The organism is Salinifilum aidingensis (assembly GCF_054782015.1).
This window is the reverse complement of record NZ_BAAGTH010000008.1, coordinates 52992-68115: the sequence shown is the minus strand read 5'-3', so window position 1 is coordinate 68115 and position 15124 is coordinate 52992. Positions and strand designations below refer to the sequence as shown.

Annotated in this window: 14 protein-coding genes; 9 read left to right on the top strand and 5 right to left on the bottom strand. The window is 71.9% G+C overall.

All coding sequences use genetic code 11. From position 1 onward, the window contains the following. Window positions 1-804 precede the first annotated feature (804 nt). Window positions 805-1266, top strand: a complete 462-nt coding sequence (locus tag ACYVJE_RS12400; RefSeq protein WP_461144550.1) for an SPW repeat protein — start codon at window positions 805-807, stop codon at window positions 1264-1266. A gap of 89 nt (window positions 1267-1355) precedes the next feature. On the opposite strand, the gene ACYVJE_RS12395 is transcribed toward ACYVJE_RS12400, so the two are convergent. Genes ACYVJE_RS12395 through paaI form a run of 3 tightly spaced genes read right to left on the bottom strand, consistent with a single transcriptional unit; the run spans window position 1356 to window position 3740 of the window. Then, a complete protein-coding gene (locus ACYVJE_RS12395; RefSeq protein WP_461144549.1) occupies window positions 1356-1979 on the bottom strand; it encodes a TetR/AcrR family transcriptional regulator in 624 nt (207 codons plus the stop codon). Window positions 1980-2013: 34 nt separating this feature from the next. Further along, a complete protein-coding gene (paaK, locus tag ACYVJE_RS12390) occupies window positions 2014-3345 on the bottom strand; it encodes a phenylacetate--CoA ligase PaaK (protein ID WP_461144548.1) in 1332 nt (443 codons plus the stop codon). Then, entirely contained in the window at window positions 3342-3740 is a 399-nt protein-coding gene (gene paaI / locus ACYVJE_RS12385) for a hydroxyphenylacetyl-CoA thioesterase PaaI (protein ID WP_459159961.1), read from the bottom strand. Before paaI ends, paaK begins: the two co-directional genes overlap by 4 nt. A 436-nt stretch (window positions 3741-4176) precedes the next feature. On the opposite strand from paaI, the gene ACYVJE_RS12380 reads away from it, so the two are divergent. The 8 genes from ACYVJE_RS12380 to paaE all read left to right on the top strand — a co-directional run bounded on the left by ACYVJE_RS12380 (window position 4177) and on the right by paaE (window position 11924). Beyond that, complete coding sequence (locus ACYVJE_RS12380; RefSeq protein ID WP_461144547.1) at window positions 4177-5034, top strand: 3-hydroxyacyl-CoA dehydrogenase family protein; 858 nt, start codon at window positions 4177-4179, stop codon at window positions 5032-5034. A 13-nt stretch (window positions 5035-5047) separates the two neighbouring features. Continuing rightward, a complete protein-coding gene (locus tag ACYVJE_RS12375; protein ID WP_461144546.1) occupies window positions 5048-5836 on the top strand; it encodes an enoyl-CoA hydratase/isomerase family protein in 789 nt (262 codons plus the stop codon). Between the two features lie 91 nt (window positions 5837-5927). Then, window positions 5928-7982: a phenylacetic acid degradation bifunctional protein PaaZ gene (paaZ, locus tag ACYVJE_RS12370; protein ID WP_461144545.1), complete on the top strand. Its 2055-nt coding sequence runs from the start codon at window positions 5928-5930 to the stop codon at window positions 7980-7982. Between the two features lie 197 nt (window positions 7983-8179). Next, a complete protein-coding gene (gene paaA, locus ACYVJE_RS12365) occupies window positions 8180-9103 on the top strand; it encodes a 1,2-phenylacetyl-CoA epoxidase subunit PaaA (RefSeq protein ID WP_459159962.1) in 924 nt (307 codons plus the stop codon). Beyond that, window positions 9100-9393 carry a 1,2-phenylacetyl-CoA epoxidase subunit PaaB gene (gene paaB / locus ACYVJE_RS12360; RefSeq protein ID WP_459159414.1) on the top strand — a complete coding sequence of 98 codons (294 nt, stop codon included), beginning with the start codon at window positions 9100-9102 and terminating at the stop codon, window positions 9391-9393. The genes paaA and paaB overlap by 4 nt, the downstream gene beginning before the upstream one ends. 8 nt (window positions 9394-9401) lie before the next feature. Beyond that, the gene (gene paaC, locus ACYVJE_RS12355) at window positions 9402-10286 is read left to right on the top strand and encodes a 1,2-phenylacetyl-CoA epoxidase subunit PaaC (RefSeq protein WP_459159415.1); all 885 of its coding nucleotides are present in this window, start codon (window positions 9402-9404) and stop codon (window positions 10284-10286) included. Further along, window positions 10280-10804: a 1,2-phenylacetyl-CoA epoxidase subunit PaaD gene (paaD, locus tag ACYVJE_RS12350; RefSeq protein ID WP_461144544.1), complete on the top strand. Its 525-nt coding sequence runs from the start codon at window positions 10280-10282 to the stop codon at window positions 10802-10804. Before paaC ends, paaD begins: the two co-directional genes overlap by 7 nt. Window position 10805: 1 nt before the next feature. After that, on the top strand, window positions 10806-11924 hold the full coding sequence (paaE, locus tag ACYVJE_RS12345) for a 1,2-phenylacetyl-CoA epoxidase subunit PaaE (RefSeq protein WP_459159417.1): 1119 nt from the start codon (window positions 10806-10808) through the stop codon (window positions 11922-11924). A 25-nt stretch (window positions 11925-11949) separates the two neighbouring features. On the opposite strand, the gene ACYVJE_RS12340 is transcribed toward paaE, so the two are convergent. Together ACYVJE_RS12340 and ACYVJE_RS12335 are read right to left on the bottom strand one after the other, a co-directional pair. After that, the gene (locus tag ACYVJE_RS12340; RefSeq protein WP_459159418.1) at window positions 11950-13353 is read right to left on the bottom strand and encodes a GntP family permease; all 1404 of its coding nucleotides are present in this window, start codon (window positions 13351-13353) and stop codon (window positions 11950-11952) included. A gap of 160 nt (window positions 13354-13513) precedes the next feature. After that, on the bottom strand, window positions 13514-15103 hold the full coding sequence (locus tag ACYVJE_RS12335) for an N-acyl-D-amino-acid deacylase family protein (RefSeq protein ID WP_461144543.1): 1590 nt from the start codon (window positions 15101-15103) through the stop codon (window positions 13514-13516). Between the last annotated feature and the right edge of the window lie 21 nt (window positions 15104-15124).

Here is a 15124-nt window from a genome sequence, read left to right as displayed (position 1 = left end):
GTCGCGGACCGGCTGCGCGCGCGTGCCGGTGCCGCCGTGGGCGCCCCGCCTCCGCCCGAGGCGCACCGGCCGGAGAGGCCTGATCCGGAGCAGCCGCGACCTCCGGAGGAGCCGGAACCCCCGCAGCAGCCGGAGGCCCCGCAGCCACCGGATCCGCCGGAGGTTCCCGCTCCGGAAGCACCGGAGGAGCCCGAGGTCCCGCCACCGGAGCGGCCGGATCCACCGCGCGCACCGGACCCGCCGGAGTCGCCGCACTGATCCGCGGCGGTGTCGCGGTGCGGCTGCGGTGCGGTCGAACTGCCGTTCGCCCCCGCCTGGACTCCGGACCGAATTCGGGCTGAAAGTCCTGGTTGCGGCGGAAGCGGACGCGCTAACATGGATCGGGCGAACACGATGCGCGTGTTCGCGGCCTCCTGGTCGCGGAATTCCGTGGGGAAGTCCGCGGCGCGACGTTCGCGGAACCAGCGGCACGCGCCGCCGGTGACCGCCGGCGACGGGTGCGCCTCCCGGACGCCGCACGACAACGGTCTCGATCGGAACCCGCACGGATCCGACCGCGCACCGAAACGCTCCCGGTGGCAGCCTGTTCGCTCACCCGGAGGTGGCTCTGCGAGGAGCCCGCTTCCGGAAACGCGGAGAGCGGCGGGACCACGAGGAACGCGGAGAACTCGGTGGAGTCGCCGGTGCTGGCAGCTCCGGCCCTGCGGGTTCTCCGCCTCGTACCCAACAGGGCGCGCCGGGATTCCAGCGCCCGCGCGGAGTTCCTCCCCGCGGACGCGCACCTTCGAACGGAGGAGGAGCACCGTGGTTGACGGAGCAGAACCGCGTCGGACCGCGGAACGGGAATCCATGCGTTACCACCCCGACGTGGTCGAGTTGCAGCGGCAGTACGGGGGGGCTCTGGGGTCACCCCGCACGGTCCTCGGTGACGGAGTCCTCGCATTGGCCGGAGTGTGGGCAGCGATCTCACCGTTCGTGATCGGGTTGAGCGGTGTGCCCGCTCTGGCGACGCACCACCTCGTCATCGGCCTCGTGGTCGCCGGGATCGGCCTCGGCGTCACCGGCATGGCCGAGCGCGGTGGCGGGCTGTCCTGGGTGGCGGCCCCGCTGGGAATCTGGCTGATCATCTCCACCTGGATCGTCCCCGCGGCCGGGCCGACCGCGGGTCTGGTGTGGAGCAACGTGATCGCCGGTGCGGTCATGGTGATCGCGGGAGCGGGCGTCGCCGCGTTCGCGATGGCGGGCACTCGCTCCAACGGCGAGTGACCGGTGGCAACGGTCCGGGGTGGTGGTGCCATGCACCACCACCCCGATCCGTGCCGGTCCCCCGGACCTCGGCCGCCCGCCGCCGGGTTTCACCCGTCGCCGTCCGATGCGGACGCGAGTCCGCGGAAGGCCAGCGTCACCACCGCGTCGGCGACCTCTTCGGCGGACAGCCCCTTGCGGGGCTGGTACCACTCGATGATCGAGTTGACCATGCCGAACAGCAGCCGCGTGGTCAGCGCCGGGTTGAGGTCGGCGCGGATGCTGCCCTCGCTCTGGGCGTCGTCGACGAGGTCGCTGAGGAAGTGGTCGATCGTGCGGCGACGCGCCATCGCCTGCCGTTCGACCTTGCTGTTGCCCCGCAGGCGCAGCAGCACCGTGACGAACGGCTGCTCCTCGATGAGGATCTGCACGCTCCGCCGCACCACGTGCTGCAACCGGTCGATCGCCGCCCCCTGCTGCGAGGCGGCCTCCTCGGTGACCGCGAGCAGCGAGTCGAGCGCCCGGTCGACGCTCAGGCGGAGCAACTCCTCCTTGCCGGAGACGTGGTAGTAGATCGCCGACTTCGTGATGCCGAGCCGTTTGGCGAGGTCCTCCATGCTCGTGCCGTCGTAGCCGCGTTCGTGGAACACCACCGCCGCCGTGCGCAGCAGGGAGTCCAGATCGTAGCCCGGACGTCCGCGATTCGAGTTCTTGCTCGCCGTCCTCGCCGTCATGGCCATCATCTTCCCAGCTGTAGCGGCGGGCCGGTCATCGGTGGTCCACGACCCGGCGCAGCTTGCCGACCGAGCGCTCCAACGTGTCCGGTTCGAGCACCTCGACCTGGGCGGTCACCCCGACGGCTTCCTTGACCGACTCGGTCAGCTGCTCGGGGATCGCGGTGATCCGCGCCGCGGTGGTGCTCTCCGCGGACTCCACCCGGATGGTCATGCGGTCCATGCGGCCCTCGCGCTCCAGCGAGATCTGGAAGTGCGGGGACAGGCCCTCGCAGCGCAGCACGAGCTCCTCGATCTGGCTGGGGAAGACGTTCACCCCGCGCAGGATGATCATGTCGTCGCTGCGCCCGGTGATCTTCTCCATGCGTCGGAACTCCGGCCGCGCGGTACCGGGGTGCAGGCGGGTGAGGTCCCGCGTGCGGTACCGGATGATCGGCAAGGCCTCCTTCGTCAGCGAGGTGAACACGAGCTCCCCGCTCTCGCCGTCGTCCAGCGGCGTGCCGTGCACCGGGTCGAGCACTTCGGGGAAGAAGTGGTCCTCCCAGACGTGCGGGCCGTCCTTGGTGCTGGCGAACTCCGAGGACACGCCCGGGCCCATGATCTCGGACAGGCCGTAGATGTCCACCGCGTCGATGTCCACGGCTTGCTCGATCTCCCGGCGCATCTGCTCGGTCCACGGTTCGGCGCCGAAGATCCCGACTTTCAGGGAGCTCTCGCGCGGATCGACGCCCTGGCGCCGGAACTCGTCGATGAGGGTGAGCATGTAGGACGGGGTGACCATGATGATCTCGGGGCGGAAGTCCCGGATGATCCGCACCTGGCGCGCCGTCATCCCGCCGGAGGCGGGGACGACGGTGCAGCCGAGGCGCTCCGCCCCGTAGTGCGCGCCGAGCCCGCCGGTGAACAGCCCGTACCCGTAGGAGACGTGCACCATGTCGCCGGCGCGACCGCCCGCGGCCGCGATGGACCGGGCCACCACGTCGGACCAGACCTGGAGGTCGTGCTCGGTGTAGCCGACGACCGTGGGCTGGCCGGTGGTGCCGCTGGAGGCGTGGATGCGCCGCACCTGCTCGCGGGGCACGGCGAACATGCCGAAGGGGTAGTTGTCCCGCAGGTCGTACTTGGTCGTCGGCGGGAACTTCGCCAGATCGGACAGGGCGCGGCAGTCGCGAGGGTGGACGCCGGCGGAGTCGAAGCGCTCGCGGTAGAACGGGACGTTCTCGTAGGCGTGCCAGAGCGTCCACTGCAGACGCTCGAGTTGCAGGGATTCGAGTTCGGTGCGGGTGCGCGCGATGTCGCCGGGTGCGACCGCGGCCGGTGCGGCGACGGTGTCGGCGGGTGCCGGCGACTCCGTTGTCCCGGTCATTTCCCTGCCTCCTTCCCTTCTTTCATGCTCCTGCTGTGCCCGCGGAACTCCGCGACCACGGTGCTGTCGGACTCCGGTCCGCGGCGGACGGTGATGTCGTAGATGCCGCTCCGTCCGAACCGGACCCGTTCTTCCGCGCGCGCGTGCAGCACGTCCCCTTCGCGGGCGGGGGCGACGAAGGTGATCTCCGCGCTGGCGGCGACGGTGGTGGGACCGTGGCTGTTGCAGGCGCAGGCGAACGTGGTGTCGGCCAGCGTGAAGACGTAGCCGCCGTGCGCGATGCCGTGCCCGTTGACCATGGTGGCGGTGATGCGCATCCGGGCCGAGGCGCACCCGTCGGCGGCCTCGTCGACCTCGATGCCGAGAGATCTGGAGGCGTGGTCGTCGTCGAGCATGGCGCGCGTGGACGCTGCCACGGGCAGATCCGACGTGGTCACAGGGTCTCACCACCTTGCGAACTGACCGAACAGTCGGTTATTAATGTGCAGTGTTGGCCGTGCCCGATGTGTTGTCAACCCTGCTCCACCGCCGGAGTTCCCGCCGCTGGAACGGGGATCGCTGCGCGTCGCGGTCCAGTCTCACCGGAGGTGCGGGAGGAGCACGCGTCCGAGGGGTGAATCCGGCTCGGGGGAGACCGCCGATCGTGCCGCGATCGGGGAGCAGCCGCGCCGCCGGCTTCCGCCGGAGCCCGCCGGTGGCGCACGATCTCCAGCGGAGCCGGGAGCACTTCTCGGGAGAAGTCGCGGGCATTTCCCGGGAAATGCCCACCCCGCGCCGCTCGCGGGTGCGGCCGAGCACGGCGAGCAGGGTCGGAGGAACGGAGGAACGGACGTGAGCGACACGGCTGAACTGGTCGGTGTCCTCGGTGGTGGACGCATGGGCGCGGGGATCGCCCAGGTGTTCCTCGCGCTCGGCGCCGAGGTCCACATCGTCGAGAGCGACGAGGCCGCGGCGCGGGTGGCCCGCGAGCGCGTGCGCGACGGTCTGGAGGGTGCCCGCCAGCGCGGGAAGCTCGAAGCCTCCCCGGAGGCGGTGCTGCAGCGGTTGCGCACCACCACCGAGCTCTCCGAGCTGCCGGCGAAGGCGGACCTCGTCGTCGAGGCGGTGCCGGAGGACCCGGAGCTGAAGGTCCGGATGCTCACCGCCGCCGAAGAGGCGGTGTCGGCCTCGACGGTGCTGGCCAGCAACACCAGCTCGCTGTCCATCGCCGAGCTCGGCGCCGCGCTGCGGGCTCCCGAGCGCTTCGTCGGCATGCACTTCTTCAACCCGGTTCCCGCCTCGAAGATCGTCGAGGTCGTCGCCTCCGACGCCAGCGGCGAGGGCGCGGTGCAGGCCGTGCGCGGTTGGGCGCGGGCGCTCGGCAAGACCGAGATCGTCGTGCGCGACTCCCCCGGGTTCGCCACCAGCCGCCTCGGAGTCGCCCTGGGGCTGGAAGCCATGCGCATGCTCGAGGAGGGCGTCACCGACGCCGCGTCGATCGACACCGCCATGGAACTGGGCTATCGGCACCCGATGGGTCCGCTGCGCTCCACCGACCTCGTCGGGCTCGACGTGCGGCTGGCCGTCGCCGAATACTTGAGCCGCACCCTCGGCGAGCGCTTCACCCCGCCGCAGGTGCTGCGGGACAAGGTGGAACGCGGGGAACTCGGCCGCAAGAGCGGGCTCGGCTTCCACGACTGGAACGAGTGAGCGGAGGAAGTCCATGACCACCGACAGCGCGGTGCACTGCGAAACCGCCGACGCGGTCAGCACGATCACGCTGAACCGCCCGGAGGCCGCGAACGCGCTCGACCAGCGGCTCAAGGAGGAGCTGCTGGAGGCCCTGCGCGAGGCCGCCGCGGACACCGCGGTGCGCGGGGTGCTGCTGACCGGCGCGGGCAAGGCCTTCTGCGTGGGCCAGGACCTCGCCGAGCACGCGCAGGCGCTGCGCGCCGACGCGGGCAGCGCGCTGGCGACGGTGCGGGAGCACTACAACCCGATCGTGACAGCGCTGGCCGAACTGCCGAAGCCCGTCGTGGTCGGCATCAACGGTCCGTGCGTGGGAGCGGGCCTGGGGTTCGCCCTGGCCGGCGACGTCCGCGTCGCCGCCGACCGGGCCAAGTTCGGTACCGCCTTCACCGGCATCGGACTGGCCAGCGACTCGGGGTTGAGCGCGAGCCTCGTGCGCGCCATCGGTGCTTCCCGCGCCGGCCGGTTGTTCTTCCTCGGCGAGATGATCCCGGCCGAGACGGCTCACGAGTGGGGGCTGGTGCACCGCGTCGTCGCCGCCGAGGAGACCCCGTCGGCGGCGTGGGAGCTGGCCCGGCAGCTCGCGCACGGGCCCACCGCCGCCTACGCCGAGCTCAAGGCGCTGCTGCGGGCGCAGGAAGGGCTCGGCGCCACCCTCGAGGCCGAGGCGCTGGCGCAGGAGCGCCTGGCCACGACCAGCGACCACAGCACTGCGGTCGAAGCGTTCCTGAACAAGCAGCAGCCCGAGTTCCGGGGCGAGTAGCCCCGCGGGCGAACCGCGGAGTCGCTGCCGGAGCCGCCGCCGGCTCCGCGGTACCGATCGACCGGCGCGTCCGGTGAGGAGGTCGTTGAAGATGAGTGCACTGCCCAGTTACGTCGGCGGTCGCTGGCAGCAGCCCGCCGACGAGGGGACCCCGATGCGCGATGCGGTCACCGGCGCGGAGATCGCCCGGGTCTCCTCGGCGGGGATCGACATGGCCGGCGCGCTCGCCCACGGGCGGGAGGCCGGCGGGACGGCGCTGCGCGAACTGACGTTCCACCAGCGCGCGGCACTGCTCAAATCGCTGGCCTCGCACCTGCGGGAGCACCGCCAGGAGCTGTACGAGCTGTCGGCGCGCACCGGTGCGACCAGGGGAGACGCCAAGTTCGACGTGGACGGCGGGATCGGGGTGCTGTTCACCTACGCCAGCAAGGGGCGCCGCGAACTGCCGAACTCCACCGTCTACCTCGACGGCGGGACCGAACCGCTCGGCAAGGGCGGCACGTTCCTCGGTCGGCACGTGTGCACACCGCTGCGCGGGGTGGCGGTGCAGATCAACGCGTTCAACTTCCCCGTGTGGGGACCGCTGGAGAAGCTCGCCCCGGCGTTCCTGGCGGGCGTGCCGAGCCTGATCAAGCCGGCCGAGCAGACCGCGCACCTCACGCACCGGCTGGTCGAGCTCATCGTGGAGTCCGGGTTGTTGCCGGAGGGGACGGTGCAGCTCGTGTGCGGCGGTGCCGGGGACCTGCTGGAGCACGTGACCGACCAGGACCTCGTGTCGTTCACCGGTTCCGCGACCACGGCCGAACGCCTGCGCGCGCACCCGACGCTGGTGGACCGGGCGGTGCGGTTCAACGCGGAGGCGGATTCGCTGAACTGCTCCGTGCTCGGCCCCGACGCCGGGCCGGACACCGAGGAGTTCGGCCTGTTCGTCGATCAGCTCGTCGCGGAGATGACCGTCAAGGCGGGGCAGAAGTGCACCGCGATCCGCCGGGCGCTGGTTCCCGCGGGTCTCCTCGACGACGTGGTCGCGGCCGCGCGGCAGCGGTTGGAGCGCGTCGTGGTCGGTGATCCGCGTGCCGAGGGCGTGAGCATGGGGGCGCTGGCCAGCCTCGAGCAGCGCGAGGAGGTGCGGCGCTCGGTGAAGGCGCTGCTGGAGGCCGGGCAGCTGGTCCACGGCGACCCGGACCGGGTGGAACCGGTGGGGGCCGATGCCGAGCACGGAGCCTTCGTCCCGCCCATGCTGCTGCGCTGCGACGATCCGCAGCGCTCGCAGCCGCACGAGGTGGAGGCCTTCGGCCCGGTCAGCACGCTCCTGCCGTACGAGGGCGCGGCGCAAGCGGTGGAGCTGGCCCGCCGCGGGCGGGGCAGCCTGGTCGGGTCGGTGGTCACCGCCGACCGCGACTTCGCGCGGGAGGTCGTGCTCGGCGCGGCCGCGAGCCACGGGAGGATGCTCGTGCTCAACCGCCACAACGCCGCCGAGTCGACCGGGCACGGGTCCCCCGTGCCGCAGCTGGTCCACGGCGGGCCGGGCCGCGCGGGCGGCGGGCAGGAGCTGGGCGGCCTGCACGGGGTGCTGCACCACATGCAGCGCACCGCGGTGCAGGGCGATCCGGACACGCTCACCGCGATCGGCGGCGAGTGGGTCCCGGGCAGCCGGCGCTCGATCACCGACGAGCACCCGTTCCGCAAGCACCTGGAGGACCTGCGGGTGGGCGACGCGGTCGTTGGCGGTCCGCGGCAGGTCACGCTGCAGGACGTCGAGCACTTCGCGGAGTTCACCGGCGACACCTTCTACGCGCACACCGATGAGGAGGCCGCGGCGGCCAACGAGTTCTTCGGCGGCCGTGTGGCGCACGGCTACCTGGTCGTGTCGTTCGCCGCGGGGCTGTTCGTCGCGCCGGAGCCGGGACCGGTGCTGGCCAACTACGGGCTGGAGAACCTGCGGTTCCTCACGCCGACCTACCCGGGTGACGAGATCACGGTGACGCTGACGGCCAAGCGCATCACGCCGCGCGCGAACGCGGCCCACGGCGAGGTCCGGTGGGACGCCGACGTGACCAACGGCAACGGCGACTCGGTGGCCAAGTACGACGTGCTCACGCTCGTGGCCAAGCGGGACGCCGGGGCGACGGCCGGCTCCGCCTGAGCGGGCCCGGCAGGCACCGCGGAACGGCCCGGCGAGGGGGTTGCGTTCCGCAGGTGTCCTGCGCGAAAATATTTACTGACCGAACGGTCGGTAATTCCGATCGTGAATGCCAGCGGTGCACGGCAACGGCGGAGGTGGTCCCCGTGACGACCGGCGGAGCAGTCGTCGAACAAGCGCAGACCCCCGGCGAGGGGGAACTGCAGCAGCACTTCGACGAGCGGATCGCTCGCGACCAGCGCATCGAGCCCCGGGACTGGATGCCCGAGGGCTACCGCAAGACCCTGGTCCGGCAGATCGCGCAGCACGCGCACTCGGAGATCATCGGCATGCAGCCGGAGGGCAACTGGCTCACCCGCGCGCCGAGCCTGCGGCGCAAGGCCATCCTGCTGGCGAAGGTGCAGGACGAGGCCGGGCACGGGCTCTACCTGTACTCGGCGGCCGAGACCCTGGGCGTCGACCGGGCCGAGCTCACCGACAAGCTCATCGAGGGTCGCCAGAAGTACTCCTCGATCTTCAACTACCCGACGCTGAACTTCGCCGACATCGGCGTCATCGGCTGGCTCGTCGACGGCGCGGCCATCTGCAACCAGGTGCCGCTGTGCCGCAGTTCCTTCGGCCCGTACGCGCGGGCGATGGTGCGCATCTGCAAGGAGGAGTCCTTCCACCAGCGGCAGGGCTACGAGATGCTGCTGACGATGATGAGCGGCACCGCCGAGCAGCGCCGGATGGTGCAGGACGCGACGGACCGCTGGTGGTGGCCCTCGCTGATGATGTTCGGGCCGCCGGACGGGGACTCGCCGAACACGCAGCAGTCCATGGCCTGGCGCATCAAGCGGCACACCAACGACGAACTCCGCCAGAAGTTCGTCGACATGACCGTGCCGCAGGCCGAAGCGCTCGGCGTGACGCTGCCCGACCCGGAACTGGCCTTCAACGCCGAGCGCGACCACTACGACTTCGGCGAACCGGACTGGTCCGAGCTCAAGAACGTGATCTCCGGCCGGGGGCCGTGCAACGCCCAGCGCATGCGGCGCCGCCGCGCCGCGCACGACAACGGCAGGTGGGTGCGCGAAGCCGCGCTCGCCCACGCCGCCAAGCACGCCGAGGAGGGCACGTCATGAGCGAGACCCGCGCCTCGTGGCCGCTGTTCGAGGTCTTCGTCCGCGGCAAGCGCGGACTCAACCACGTCCACGTCGGTTCGCTGCACGCCGCCGACGAGGAGATGGCGCTGCACAACGCGCGCAACCTCTACACCCGGCGCAACGAGGGCGTGAGCATCTGGGTCGTGCGCGCCGAGGCGATCACCGCCTCGAGCCCGGACGAGAAGGACCCGATGTTCGCGCCGAACGGGGACAAGGTCTACCGCCACCCCACGTTCTACAGCATTCCCGACGACGTCCCGCACATGTGAGGCCGGCCATGTCGTTCGACAACGCCTACGAGGCGCTCGCCTCCGCCGAAGCCGAACCCCGGTGGGCGTTCGGAACCGGGTTCGACGATCCGCTGTCCGGAGTGGACACAGCAGTTCCGGGCGGTGTGGACGGTGCGCTGCTCGGCGAGTACTGCCTGATGCTCGGCGACGACGCGCTCATCGCCGCGCAGCGGCTCACCGAGTGGGTCACCGCCGCGCCGGAGCTCGAGGACGAGGTGGCGCTGGCCAACATCGCGCTCGACCTGCTCGGCCAGGCCCGCATGCTGCTCGGCAGGGCGGGTCAGGTGGACGGGACCGGGCGCGGTGAGGACGCGCTGGCGTACTTCCGCGACGAGCACGAGTTCCGCAACGTCCGCCTCGTCGAACCGCCCGACGGGGACTTCGGCGAGACGATGGCGCGGGCGTTCGTGTTCGCCTCCTGGCGACTGGCGGTGTTCTCCCGCCTGCGCTCCTCGCGCGACCCGGTGCTGGCCGCCATCGCCGCCAAGGGCGTCAAGGAGCTCGAGTACCACCGGGAGTACACCGCCAAGTGGATCGTGCGGCTCGGCGACGGCACCGCGGAGTCGCACACCCGCATGCAGTCCGGCGTCGAGGAGGTGTGGCCGCTCGTGGACGAGCTGTTCCGCCCGCACGCCGCGGAGCGCGCCGCCGCCGACGCCGGTGTCGGCGTCGACCCGTCGCAGGCCCGAGCGGAGTTCGACGCGGCCTGGGAGCAGGTGCGCAGCACCGCGACGCTGGCGCAGCCCGAGGCGAGCTCCCTCGCCGGCGTCGGCGGCCGCGCCGGCCGCGACGGGGTGCACACCGAACACCTCGGCTACGTGCTCGCCGAGATGCAGAGCCTGGCGCGTGCGCACCCGGAGGCGACATGGTGATCGGCAGCCCCACCCGTTCCGCCGAGCAGCGGGCGCGGTCGGTCGCCGAGGCGGTGACCGACCCGGAGCTGCCCATGCTCACGCTGGCCGATCTCGGCGTGCTGCGCGCGGTCGAGCTCGCCGCGGACGGCACCGTCGTGGTGACGCTGACGCCGACCTACTCGGGATGCCCGGCGCTGGCGGAGATGCGTGCGGACGTGCACCGCCGCCTGACCGGGGCGGGTTTCGCCGACGTCGAGGTGCGCACCGTGCTCGACCCGCCGTGGACCACCGACTGGATCAGCGCGGAAGGCAGGCGCAAGCTCGCCGAGCACGGCATCGCCCCGCCCGGCAGCGCTCCGGCGCACGGCAGCGGTCCGGTGCCGCTGACCCTCGGCCCCCCGCGGCGGGCGGTGACCTGCCCGCGCTGCGGCTCGCGCGAGACCGAGGAGCTCTCCCGGTTCGGGTCGACCGCCTGCAAGGCGCTGCGGCGGTGCCGCAGCTGCGCCGAGCCGTTCGAACACTTCAAGGAGCTGTGACGTGACCACCACCGAACGCACCGCGGTCGCCACCGCACCCGCGAGCGCGGCCGCACCGAACCGGCGCCGGCAGTTCCACCCGCTGCGCGTGGCCTCGGTGGACCGGCTGTGCGAGGACGCGGTCGCGGTGACCTTCGAGGTGCCCGGCGAGGCGGCCGACGTGTTCGACTTCCGGCCCGGCCAGTCGCTGACGCTGCGCCGCCGGCTGCCCGACGGTGAGCACCGCCGGTCGTACTCGATCTGCGCCGCGCGGGGCAGCGCGCTGCGCATCGGAGTGCGGCTGGTCCCGGACGGGCTGTTCTCCAGCTGGCTGGTGAACGAGGTCGCGCCCGGCGACGTGATCGAGGTGCAGCCGCCCACCGGATCGTTCAGCCCCGGCGACGACACCTCCGACCGGCACGTCCTCGTCGCCGCGGGATCGGGGATCACGCCGGTGCTGTCCATCGCCGCCAGCCTGCTGCGCGAGACGAACGCGCACGTCACCCTCGTCTACGGCAACAGGCGCAGCGACACGGTCATGTTCGCCGACGAGCTCGCCGACCTGAAGGACCGGTTCCCGGCCCGGTTCGAACTCGTGCACGTGCTCTCCCGCGAACCCCGCGAGTCGGACCTGGTGTCCGGGCGGCTCGACGGGGCCAAGCTGCGCGGGCTCGTGGACTCCCTCGTGGCCGTTGCCGGTGACGAGCACTGGTGGCTGTGCGGCCCCCACGGCATGGTCACGGCAGCGCGCGAGGTGCTCGCCGGGATCGGCGTGGACGACGAGCGCGTGCACCAGGAGCTGTTCCACGTCGAGGAGGTTCCGCCGGAACCGGTGCGGCGCAGCGAAACCGTCCCCGAGGGGGACTGCGCCGAGGTGGAGATCACCCTGGACGGGCGCACCTCCGCGCTCACCCTGCCCAAGGACACGCCGGTGCTCGACGCGGCGCAGAAGTCCCGGCCGGACCTGCCGTTCGCCTGCAAGGGCGGGGTGTGCGGCACCTGCCGCGCCAAGGTCACCGAGGGCGCGGTGACCATGCGGCGCAACTTCGCCCTCGAGCAGTCCGAAGTGGATGACGGGTTCGTGCTGACGTGCCAGTCGCTGCCGGACACCGACGCGGTCACCGTGGACTACGACTGCTGAACCGCGCTCGCGCACCTCCGCGCGGTCAGGCCAGCAACGCGCTCAGCGCGGCGGCCGTCCCGAAGGCGACCAGCGACAGCACGGTCTCCAGGACGGTCCACGTGCGCAGCGTGTCCTTGACCGAGATCCCGAAGTACCGGGAGATGATCCAGAAACCGCCGTCGTTGACGTGCGATGCGACGACCGAGCCCGCCGCGATCGCCACCGCGATGAGCGCGAGCTGCGGTTGCGCGTAGCCCTGGTCGGCGACCAGCGGGGCGATGATGCCGCCGGTGGTCACGATGCACACCGTCGCCGATCCCTGGGCGATGCGCAGTCCCGCGCTGATGACGTAGGCCGAGACGAGCAGGGGCAGGCCGGCCGCGCTCAGGGAACCGGCCAGGGCCTCGCCCACACCTGTCTCGGCGAGCACGGTGCCGAAGAACCCGCCGGCTCCCACGACGAGCAGGATCATGCCCAGCGGGCGCAGCGCCCTGCCGGTCAGCGCCGACAGTTCGGCACCGGACATCCCGCGGCGCGCGCCCAGCAGCCAGAAGGCCAGCAGCACGGAGATGAGCAGGGCGACGACCGGGTTGCCGAAGAACGTCGCCAGGTCGTACGCGGTGGTGCCCGAGGTGAGCGCGAGGCTGCCGACCGTGCCGCCGAGGATCAGCACCATCGGCAGGGCGATGATCAGACCGACCGTGCCGAGTCCGGGAGCCCCGCGCTCCGGCTCCTCCGCGGAGTCGGTCGCGGAGAGCATCTCCTCCGGGACCGGGACGTGGATCCTGTTGCCGATCCACGCCGGGAACAGGACGCCGCTGACGACCAGCGCCGGGAGGCCGCAGGCCAGTCCCATGACGATGAGCCAGCCGAGATCCACGCCCAGCAGTCCGGCCGCCACCACCGGTCCGGGGTGGGGAGGGAGGAACGCGTGGGTCATGGACAGGCCTGCGACCAGCGGCAGGCAGTACAGCAGGATCGAACGGCCGCTCTGCCGCGCGGCGACGTAGACCAGCGGTGCGAGCACGAAGACGCCGATGTCGAAGAACACGGGAATGCCGAAGACGAAGCCGGACAGACCCATGGCCAGCGGTGCCCTGCGGTCCCCGAACACCCGCAGGAACGAGCGGGTGAGCCGTTGCGCCCCTCCGGACTGCTCCAGCAGGGAGCCGAGGATCGTGCCGAGTCCCACGATCGCGGCGATGTGCCCGAGGATGTCGCCGAAACCGCTCTCCAGCAGCGAGTCCCCGCTGGACTGCGCCGAGCCGAGGATCTGCTCCGGGGGCAGTCCCGCCGCCACGGCCACGAGCAGGCTGGTGATGATCAGCGCGATGAACGGTTCGATCCGGAAGCGGATGATCATGAGCAGCAGCACGGCGATGCCGCTCGCGCAGAGCGTGAGCAGTCCGGCGGTTTCGTGCTGCAGCCAGTGCACTAAGGAATCCACGCTGTACTCCTCGGACCGGGGGGTCGGACCAGTGCGGACCGCGGGGGTCGCGGCGGTGGGCGGCGGGCGGGTGCGCCCCGCCCCGTGAACGGCACGGCGGAGAACGGCGCGGCGGAACCCCGGAGTGCGGTGCCCGCGGCAGGGCGCGCGTGCCCGCGGTTTAGGCGGGTTTGCGCAGTGCTCCGCCCGGAAGCGCGTCGGTGCGCTCGCCCGCGTCGATGACCGCGGCACCGTTGACGAAGACGTGGGGTATTCCGGCCGGTTGCTGCCGCGGGTGTTCGAACGTTGCCGTGTCCGCGACGTCCTCGGGGCTGAACAGGACGAGATCGGCCGCGTTGCCGGCGCGGACGCGTCCGCGGTCGGTGAGCCCGAGCCGGTCGGCCGCCCGCGAGGTCATGTGCTCGACGCACTCCTCCAGCGTGAACACGCCGAGTTCCCGCGCGTAGTGACCGAGGTAGCGCGGGAAGGTGCCCCAGGCGCGCGGATGCGGCCGCTCGCCCACGAGCAGTCCGTCGCTGCCGGCGGTGTGGGCGCGGTGCCGCATGATCGCCCGGACGTTGTCCTCGTGGCCGACGTGCATCAGGCACGACGTTCCGAGGTGGTCGCGCACGAGCACGTCGCAGAACACCTCGAAGGGCGGAACGCCCGAGCGGCGCGCGGACTCGGCGATGCTGCGACCGACGAACCCGCCGTTGCGCGCCGAGTCGCGCACGCCGTTGATCTCGATGGACTCCCAGTCGACCGGCACCCCGTGGCACCCGTCGGAGCCCACTTCCTCCACCACCTCGCGGATCCGTTCGCGCTGCTCGGGATCGCGCAGCCGGCGCAGGGTGGTTTCGACACCGCCCTCGGTGGCCCAGCTGGGCAGCAGCGCGTGCAGGGAGGTGCAGCCGGGGAGGTACGGGTAGCTGTCCAACGTGATGTCCTGCCCGCCGGCGAGGGCGTCGTCCAACAGGGACAGGAGCTCTCCCGCCCGGCCCTCGTTCACGGTGAAGTTCATCGTCGCGTGCGACAGGTGCAGCGGGCAGCCGGAGTCGCCGGTGACGCGCAGCATCTCCGCGTAGGCCTCCAGCGCCCCGGCGCCGTAGCTGCGGTGGTGCGGGCTGTAGAACCCGCCGTGCAGCCCGACGACTTCGCACAGGGCGGTGAGTTCCGCGGTGGAGGCGTACATGCCCGGGGTGTACGTCAGTCCGGAGGACATGCCGAACGCCCCCTCCGCCAGGGACCTCGCGAGCAGCGCGCGCATGGCCCGCACTTCGCGCTCGCTCGCGGGACGGTCGTCGTGACCGACGCAGAGCATGCGCAGCGTGCCCTGCGGAACGAGGTACGCGGCGTTGGTCGCGATCCCCCGGTCCAGCCGGTCCAGGTACTCGCCGACGCTGCGCCAGTCCCAGTCGAATCCGGCCGGGTCGTCGTTCCAGCCGGCGATCTGTCCGCGCAGGGCGTCCAGCGTGCTGTCGTCGACCGGGGCGTAGGAGAGGCCGTCCTGCCCGATCACCTCCAGCGTGACGCCCTGCGAGACTTTGGCGGTGTGGTCCGGTTCCGCGAGGACCTGCAGGTCGGAGTGCGCGTGCATGTCGATGAACCCGGGGGCGAGCGCGAGCCCGCCGGCATCGATGGTCCTGCTCCCGGAGAGGCTGCCGGCCTCGGCGATCTCCGCGATCCGCGGTCCCCGGATGCGCACATCGGCCCGGTACCGCGGTGTTCCCGCGCCGTCGATGACCTCGGCTCCGCTGATGACGGTGTCCATGCCTCACCTGCGCTTTCGTGT

Excerpts from the sequence above, each read along its gene's own strand:
- paaZ (WP_461144545.1), top strand. The coding sequence starts at position 5,928 with ATGAGTGCACTGCCCAGTTACGTCGGCGGTCGCTGGCAGCAGCCCGCC.
- ACYVJE_RS12335 (WP_461144543.1), bottom strand. The coding sequence starts at position 15,103 with ATGGACACCGTCATCAGCGGAGCCGAGGTCATCGACGGCGCGGGAACA.
- paaK (WP_461144548.1), bottom strand. The coding sequence starts at position 3,345 with ATGACCGGGACAACGGAGTCGCCGGCACCCGCCGACACCGTCGCCGCA.
- paaD (WP_461144544.1), top strand. The coding sequence starts at position 10,280 with ATGGTGATCGGCAGCCCCACCCGTTCCGCCGAGCAGCGGGCGCGGTCG.
- ACYVJE_RS12375 (WP_461144546.1), top strand. The coding sequence starts at position 5,048 with ATGACCACCGACAGCGCGGTGCACTGCGAAACCGCCGACGCGGTCAGC.
- ACYVJE_RS12395 (WP_461144549.1), bottom strand. The coding sequence starts at position 1,979 with ATGACGGCGAGGACGGCGAGCAAGAACTCGAATCGCGGACGTCCGGGC.
- paaI (WP_459159961.1), bottom strand. The coding sequence starts at position 3,740 with ATGCTCGACGACGACCACGCCTCCAGATCTCTCGGCATCGAGGTCGAC.
- paaC (WP_459159415.1), top strand. The coding sequence starts at position 9,402 with ATGTCGTTCGACAACGCCTACGAGGCGCTCGCCTCCGCCGAAGCCGAA.
- paaB (WP_459159414.1), top strand. The coding sequence starts at position 9,100 with ATGAGCGAGACCCGCGCCTCGTGGCCGCTGTTCGAGGTCTTCGTCCGC.